This window comes from Shewanella sp. SG41-4 (assembly GCF_014164505.1).
Taxonomy (GTDB): Bacteria; Pseudomonadota; Gammaproteobacteria; order Enterobacterales; family Shewanellaceae; genus Shewanella.
Genome location: NZ_JACJFI010000327.1, coordinates 1 through 3,758, shown reverse-complemented (window position 1 = coordinate 3,758; position 3,758 = coordinate 1). Strand labels below are relative to the sequence as shown.

At 40.7% G+C, this 3,758-nt stretch carries 4 protein-coding genes; all 4 read left to right on the top strand.

From position 1 onward, the window contains the following. Positions 1-1,207, top strand: a 1,207-nt coding sequence (locus H5202_RS19045) for an HlyD family type I secretion periplasmic adaptor subunit (protein WP_182773450.1), incomplete at its 5' end; no start/stop codon positions are given. A gap of 22 nt (positions 1,208-1,229) precedes the next feature. Next, positions 1,230-2,639 (top strand): TolC family outer membrane protein, encoded by a 1,410-nt coding sequence (locus tag H5202_RS19040; RefSeq protein WP_182773449.1) that lies wholly within the window; start codon positions 1,230-1,232, stop codon positions 2,637-2,639. Then, positions 2,639-3,235 carry an OmpA family protein gene (locus tag H5202_RS19035; protein WP_182773448.1) on the top strand — a complete coding sequence of 199 codons (597 nt, stop codon included), beginning with the start codon at positions 2,639-2,641 and terminating at the stop codon, positions 3,233-3,235. Before H5202_RS19040 ends, H5202_RS19035 begins: the two co-directional genes overlap by 1 nt. A 95-nt stretch (positions 3,236-3,330) precedes the next feature. Continuing rightward, a partial coding sequence (locus H5202_RS19030; RefSeq protein ID WP_182773447.1) for a transglutaminase-like cysteine peptidase occupies positions 3,331-3,758 on the top strand: 428 nt, incomplete at its 3' end.

Here is a 3,758-nt window from a genome sequence, read left to right as displayed (position 1 = left end):
TAAAGTCATTCCGTCGTCACAGATTCAAATTATCCAGAGCCTAGATGGCGGAATTTTGCAGGAAATCTATGTCCAAGAAGGCGGGCTTGTCATTAAAGGACAACCTTTAGCCCGTATTGATGACACTCGATTCCGCTCAGATTTCGATCAGCAAGAACAAGAAGTGTTTGGGTTACAAACTAATATTATTCGCATGCGCACCGAATTAGACAGCATTATTATTTCAGATATGTCTTCAGACTGGCGCCAGCAAGTGAAGATAACAAAACAAAACTTGGTATTTCCGCAGACCATAATTGACGAAGAGCCAGAACTGGTTAAGCGTCAACAAGAAGAGTATTCAATTCGGCTGGATAATTTAAGCAACCAATTAGAAATTCTTGTTCGTCAGATCCAACAGCGCCAACAAGAAATAGAAGAATTGGCCTCTCGAATTAGTACCCTTACGACGAGTTATCAATTAGTATCTCGCGAGCTTGAATTGACTCGACCACTTGCCCGAAAAGGAATTGTGCCTGAAGTTGAGCTACTCAAACTAGAGCGCACAGTGAATGATATTCAAGGCGAATTGCAATCGGTTAGACTCTTACGTCCAAAAGTGAAAGCGTCTATGGATGAAGCTATCTTAAAGCGCCGAGAAGCAGTATTTGTTTATGCCACTGATTTACGTGCACAGCTCAATGAAATGCAAACCAAATTATCACGTATGAATCAGGCACAAAAAGGCGCATTTGATAAGGTCAGTAAAGCTGTCATTGCCTCTCCTGTTATAGGCACCATTAAAAAAATTAACTTTAATACGTTAGGTGGTGTTGTGCAGCCAGGCGAAGAGATTATGGAAATAGTTCCATCAGAAGATAAACTGCTGATAGAAACCAAAATCACACCTAAAGATATTGCTTTTTTACATCCAGGATTACCCGCTATCGTAAAAGTCACCGCGTATGACTTTACCCGTTATGGTGGCCTAAAAGGAACGGTTGAACACATTAGCGCAGATACATCACAGGATGAAGAAGGCAACAGTTTCTATATTGTAAAAGTGCGAACACAAGAATCTAGTTTAATGAAAGACGATGGCACACAGATGCCAATAATCCCAGGGATGCTCACTTCAGTAGATGTCATCACGGGAAAGAAATCCATACTTGAGTACATTTTAAATCCAATTTTAAGAGCGAAAGATACCGCTCTTAGAGAGCGCTAAGAAGAACCGGGAGGGTTTTTTAATGACAACTATTATAAATCAACAAATAAAACTAAGTGCCGTTGCACTGGCTTTATCAATGTTGATAGCACCAACAGCCTCAAGCCAGACTCTTGAGCAAGCTGTTGCGCATACGCTAGACACAAACCCAGATTTACGTATTGCTTTTAATCGCTTTAAAGCGCGCGAAGAGCAAGTTAATCAAGCTGTTGCTGGCTACATGCCAACTGTAGATATTTCTGCGGGCTATGGCTGGGAGCAAACCGATAGCCCTTCTACTCGTCGAAAAGTAGGCCAAGGTGATGTTGATAATGACGGTATGATTGATTTAGAGCGTGGCGAAGCCGGCTTTAGTATCAAGCAAATGCTGTTTGATGGTTTTTATACTAGCAGCGAAGTCGATCGTTATTCGTTTGAAGCTAGTGCTGATCAGTGGGCATTATTTGCTGCCGCTGAAGATATGGCATTAGATGTTGCAAAGGTCTATTTGGACTACATCCGTAGCGAACAAGTATTATTACTCTCCGAGAAAAATCTCGCGAGTCATAAAGACATTTACGATCAAATAAAACAACGCACTGATTCTGGTTTAGGATCGATAGCAGATTTATCGCAAATCACTGGTCGTCTTGCTCGTGCAAACGCCAATGTAATTTCGGCTAAAAACAATTTAGAAGATGCTCGTGCAGCCTATATCAGAATTGTTGAAGCAAAACCCGATGACCTAATTCTGCCAGTGCCTGATGCCGATATGCTACCAAAAAGCTTAGATAAAGGGCTCATGGCAGCAAAATCGAAACACCCAGTATTAAAATCAGCAGAAAGCGATATTAACGCAGCAAAAAAAGAACGTAGCTCAGCCAAAGCCAGCTATTTCCCACAATTAAGCCTAGAACTTAATGGTAACTGGAATAATGATACTGACGGCGAAGATGGCTACAGCGCAATTAGCAGCCAAAATGTTAACGGCTATAACAATGATTTAGTTGCTATGGTTCGGGTTAAATATAACCTTTTCTCAGGTGGTAAAGACGTCTCTAAAGACAGAGAAACAGCCTATAAAGTCAACGAAGCAAAAGAGATCCAACAACGCGCTTATCGCCAAGTTGTTGAGGGTGTTTCGTTAGCTTGGAATGCTTATGAAATGTTAGCCCCACAAAAACAGTTCATCCGTGAACATGTTGTGGCATCAAAACAGACTCAAGTGGCTTATGTTCAACAATTTAACTTGGGCCAACGTACTCTGCTCGATTTACTCGATACCGAAAATGAACTCTTTGAAGCACGTAAGGATTACTTGCAAACCGAGTATGACGAAATAGCTGCTCGTTATCGAGTATTGAATGCGACGGGTGATCTACTTGACTCACTTCGAGTAACACGTCCAGGAGAATGGCGTGGTGAGCATGAATATCAGGGAGGAGTTAAATAATGAAATATTTAGTGATTTTACTCGCATTGGTTTCAACAGTAGGTTGTTCTGTCAATGATATTGTCGAGTCTAATGGTTCTACGGAACAAAATTTTGATCTTGCAGATAAAGATCGTGATGGTGTAATTATGGCCCGCGAACGTTGTGCAGGAACCATTCTTGGTGCCGCTGTCGACAACTATGGTTGTGGTAACATCAAGGACATTAATCAACGCCAAGACTTAAAAATTCTATTTAGTAATAATTCAGTGGTTATCGACTCTCAATATTATGACCAAATTGAACAAGTCGCTAAATTAATGACTGCTTATCCAACCACCAAAGTGACAATTGAAGGTCATACAAGCAAACGTGGTAGCTATGAGCTTAATTTAGCGTTATCTCAAAATCGCGCCAAGGCGGTTATTGATGTGTTAGAAAACACATTCGCTATCGATCCAAGCCGTCTAAACGCAATTGGTTATAGTTTTGACCAACCCATCGATAGCAGCGGCACGCCAGAAGCTGAGGAGCGTAATCGTCGCGTTATTGCTCAAATCACAGCCGATGATACCATTCCAGAAATGAGATGGCATATTTACACTGTAGATGAGTAAATTGACAAACGGACATACAAGGCATTGATTCTTTGAGTCGCATAGGCAGCAAAGTAACTACATCGTTGCATAAAAGGGTCTGTCATTTTTTTATTATGACATCGGCCCTTTTAGTTTCATGTTTATATGCTGCACCGACTCAAGAAATAAATCAGCAAAAAACCGTTTCAGCGTTATCAAAACGTTATGGCGATAGAGCTGGATTACGAGCAAATGCTTGGTTTAAAGTCGTCAATGATTCACTGCAACTTACTGAATTAGATAAACTTGAAAAAGTTAATCAATTTTTTAACTTATTTCGATTCATTGATGATCAAACGCTATGGGGTGAATCCAATTATTGGGCATCACCGATGGAGTTTATTGGGGCTAATGGAGGGGATTGCGAAGATTTTTCGATCGCAAAATATTTTACATTACTCCAACTGGGTATTCCTGAAGATAAACTCCGGATAACCATGGTCAAAGCAACATCGTTGAATCAGTATCATATGGTGTTAGCGTACTACGAAAAGCCAAATTC